At 64.3% G+C, this 4457-nt stretch carries 1 protein-coding gene; it reads left to right on the top strand.

From position 1 onward, the window contains the following. On the top strand, positions 1–4383 hold a 4383-nt coding region (locus AC0L2K_RS34620), incomplete at its 5' end, for a non-ribosomal peptide synthetase (RefSeq protein ID WP_473533609.1). Positions 4384–4457: the final 74 nt, after the last annotated feature.

Below are 4457 nucleotides of genomic sequence, written 5' to 3'. Positions count from 1 at the left end.
TATGCGGCGCCGCAGGGCGAGGTCGAGACGGCGCTGGCGCAGATCTGGGCGGAGCTGCTCGGTGTCGAGCGGGTCGGCCGCCACGACCACTTCTTCGAGCTCGGCGGCCACTCGCTGTTGGCGGTTCAACTGATGGAGCGGCTGCGGCGGCTGTCGCTGGGGGTCGAGGTGCGCACCCTGTTCGCCAGGCCGGTGCTTGCCGATCTGGCCGCAAGCCTTGGCAGCTATCATGAGGTGGCGGTGCCTGCCAACCTGATCTCCGAGCACAGCACGGCGATCACGCCGCGGATGCTGCCGCTGATCGAGCTGACGCAGGAAGAGATCGACCGGATCGTCGCCACGGTGCCGGGCGGGGTCGCCAACATCCAGGACATCTATGGCTTGTCGCCGCTGCAGGACGGCATCCTGTTCCATCATCTTCTGGCCGGGCGGGGCGATCCGTATCTGCTGGTGTCGCAAATGGCCTTTGCCGATCGTGGCCTGTTGGAGCGCTATCTTGGCGCGGTCCAAGAGGTGGTGGATCGGCACGACATTCTGCGCACGGCCTTTGTCTGGGAGGGTCTGTCGAGCCCGGCGCAGGTGGTGTGGCGCAAGGCGGTCCTGGAGGTGCGCGAGGTCGAGCTGGATGAGGATGGCGGTCCCGGTTCCGAGCAGCTGAAGCGGCGGTTCGATCCGCGCCAGGACCGCATCGACCTTGGCCGGGCGCCCTTGATGCGGTTTGTGATCGCGCGCGAGCCGGGCAGCGGGCGCTGGCTGCTGTTGGAGCTGCAGCACCATCTGATCGGCGATCACACGACGCTGGAGGTGATGCATGCCGAGGTGCGGGCGGTGCTGGAGGGACGCGTGCATGAGTTGGCCGCACCGCAGCCGTTCCGCAATCTGGTGGCGCAGGCGCGGCTTGGCATGGATGCCAAGGCGCATGAAGCGTTCTTCCGCTCGATGCTGGCCGACATCGACGAGCCGACGCTGCCGTTCAGGCTAAGCCAAGTGCATGGCGACGGCAGCGGGATCGGCGAGGCGCATCGGATGCTGCCGCAGGCGCTCAACGATCGGCTGCGGCAACAGGCGCGGCGGCTTGGACTGAGCCTGGCGAGCCTGTGCCATCTGGCCTGGGGTCAGGTGGTGGCGCTGAGCAGCGGGCGTCAGCAGGTGGTGTTCGGCACGGTGCTGTTTGGCCGCATGCATGCGGGTGCCGGGGCCGACCGCGCCATGGGCCTGTTCATCAACACCCTGCCTGTGCGGCTTGACCTGGACGGCACCGGGGTCGCGGCGAGCGTGCAGGCCACGCATGCGCGGCTATCCGAACTGCTGGCGCACGAGCATGCCTCGCTGGCGCTGGCGCAACGCTGCAGCGGCGTTGCCGCGCCGGCGCCGCTGTTCAGCGCGCTGTTGAACTACCGCCACAACACGCCGGCGGCCATGGCCGGCTCCGGACCGGATGATGTCCTGGCCGGCATCGAACGGCTGGGCAGCGAGGAGCGCACCAACTATCCGCTGACGCTGTCGGTGGAGGATTTTGGCGAGGCGCTCGGCCTCACCGCGCAGGTGGCGGAGCCGATCTCTGCGGATCGGGTCTGCGGCTACATGCAGCGCGCGCTCGAAGCGCTGTCGGAGGCGCTGGAGCAGGCGCCGAACACGCCGGTGCGGGAGCTCGACATTCTTCCGCCCGAGGAGCGCGACTATCTGCTGGAGGAACTGAACCGGACGGACGCGGCCTATCCGTCGGATCTTTGCATCCACGAACTGTTCGAGGCGCAGGTGCGCCGGGCGCCGGAGGCGATGGCATTGGTGCATGAGGACGAGCGCCTGAGCTATGGCGAGCTCAACGCCCGGGCCAACCGGCTGGCGCATCACCTGATCGGGCTCGGTGTCAGGCCGGACCAGCCGGTGGCGATCTGCCTGGAGCGCAGCCCGGCGATGGTGGTGGGGCTGCTGGCGATCCTCAAGGCGGGCGGCGCCTATGTGCCGCTCGATCCGGCCTATCCCAGCGCGCGGCTCAACCAGGTGCTCGAGGATGCCGCGCCGCAGCTGCTGCTGGCCGATGCGGCCGGCCGCGCCGCGCTCGGCGCCGAGGCGCTGGCCGATGTGAGCGTGGTCGATCTGCAGACGGCCACCCCGGCCTGGGCCGAGCTGCCCGCCTGCGATCCCGAGCCGCGCGCGCTGGGCCTCACATCCCGCCATCTCGCCTATGTCATCTACACCTCCGGCTCCAGCGGAGCGCCCAAGGGCGTCATGGTCGAGCATGCGCAGATTGTCCGTTTGTTCGAAGCGACCCAGGGTTGGTACGGCTTCACCGAACACGACATATGGTGCCTGTTCCATTCCTTCTCGTTCGACTTCTCAGTGTGGGAGCTGTGGGGTGCGCTGCGCTACGGCGGGCGTTTGATACTCGTGCCGGTCGATACTGCACGGTCTGCTCCTGACTTCCATGATCTAATCTGCAAGTCGGGCGTGACGGTTTTGAACCAGACCCCCTCGGCGTTCAAAACGTTCATCAATGCGGAGTGCAAGAGCAGCCGTCTTCGATATGTGATTTTTGGTGGGGAGGCCCTGGAGCCGCCAATTCTGAAGGCTTGGTATGCAAAGCACCTAGATTCCACCCCACAACTGATCAACATGTACGGCATCACGGAAACGACCGTGCATGCAACCTATCGGCCTCTTGCCGAGCCCGATACTGCCGCGTCGGGAAGCCCGATTGGCGGGCGCATCCCCGATCTTAGGGTGTATCTCCTTGACGGTCATGGTCAGCCGGTGCCGTTCGGGGCGGTGGGCGAGCTTTACATCGGCGGGGCGGGGGTTGCGCGTGGTTACCTGAACCGGCCCGAGCTGACGGCGGAGCGGTTTTTGGCCGATCCGTTCAGCGATGAGGCAGGCGCCCGGCTGTACCGGAGCGGCGATCTGGCGCGTTATCTGCCGGACGGCAATCTGGAGTTTTTGGGCCGCAACGACGATCAGGTGAAGATCCGCGGCTTCCGCATCGAGCCGGGCGAGATCGCGGCGCGGCTTTGCGAGCACGCCTGGGTGCGCGAGGCGGTGGTGGTGGCGCGCCAGGACGGCGCCGGCGACAAGCAGCTTGTCGCCTATGTCGTGTGTGGACCCGAGGCCGGAGCGGACGAGGACGATGGAGGCGGGCTTGCCGGCGCCTTGCGCGCGCATGTGAGCGGGCGGCTGCCGGACTACATGGTGCCGGCTGCGTTCGTGCGGCTGGACGCGCTGCCGCTGACACCGAACGGCAAGCTCGACCGCAAGGCACTGCCGGTTCCCGATGACGATGCCTATGCGCGGGCGGCCTATGCGGCGCCGCAGGGCGAGGTCGAGACGGCGCTGGCGCAGATCTGGGCGGAGCTGCTCGGTGTCGAGCGGGTCGGGCGCCACGACCACTTCTTCGAGCTCGGCGGCCACTCGCTGTTGGCGGTGCAGTTACTCAGTCGAGCATTAGGTGTAGGGCTGAACTTTAGCGCCGCCGACCTCTTCCAAGCCCCTGTTCTGAAGGGACTTGCATCGAAGATTCACTTGGAGCCACAGCCCAGGACTCCGGGAGTGATTTCCGTACAAGCAACCGGATCGCAGCCACCGCTCTTCTTTGTCCCCGCAGGTTCTGGCGATTGTTCCTACGTCCTCAGGTTGGTGGAGGAAATGGACGTAGACTGTCCCGTCTACGCTCTGCCATGGCCCTCCTTCGATAACCTTTGTCCACCAACTCTTGAGGCGATAGCCGCGGAGACCATCGTGGCGATTAGAAGGATCCAGCCGCAGGGTCCGTATCGCTTCGCTGGATACTCATCAGGCGGAATCTTGGCTTACGCCATAGCCCAGCACTTACTGGGTCGCGATGAAGCCATATCTTTCATGGGGTTAATCGATGTTACGCTACCTGCAAACTTGACAAAGATATCACCCATCCAAATGGTACGAGACGTGGTGCTGGATTCTTTTGAATCCTTAGATGATGAGAGCTTCGAAGTGTTGGAGCAATTTGCTGGACAAAGTTCAATCGCTCAGATGCTTAAAAAGGCGCAGCAAATCGGGGCGATATCTCTGGATCGTGATCTCCACAATGAAGTGGTGATGTATAAAAGGATCGCCCGGTTTCACGAGGCGCTGCAGGCGTACCAAATCCCAACCCTGCCAATCGAGATACATCAGTTTTATGCCATGGAGCCTCTCATCAGCAGTCGGATACCACCTGATAAAGCCTCAACAGGCCCAGAGGCTCGTTCGCCTATGCGCGGCTGGGACCGGGTCTTGAATCCGGAGGCCACTACTGCCGTACCGATTGTAGGCGACCACGTGACGATGATGAGTGTTCTAGAAAACCGCAAGGCTCTGGCCCGAGCTATTTCTACACCTTTAACCGGGGTTCTTGAAAAAGGTTCGTAGCGAACTGCACCGAAGGTTCTGGCACCCAGACGAGGTTCAGTCTCGGATCGCGACAATCCCCAAATGTCGGAGAG

It is taken from the genome of Mesorhizobium sp. WSM4817, assembly GCF_055811135.1.
The sequence above is the reverse complement of the archived record's forward strand: the minus strand, read 5'-3'. Positions and strand labels throughout refer to the sequence as shown.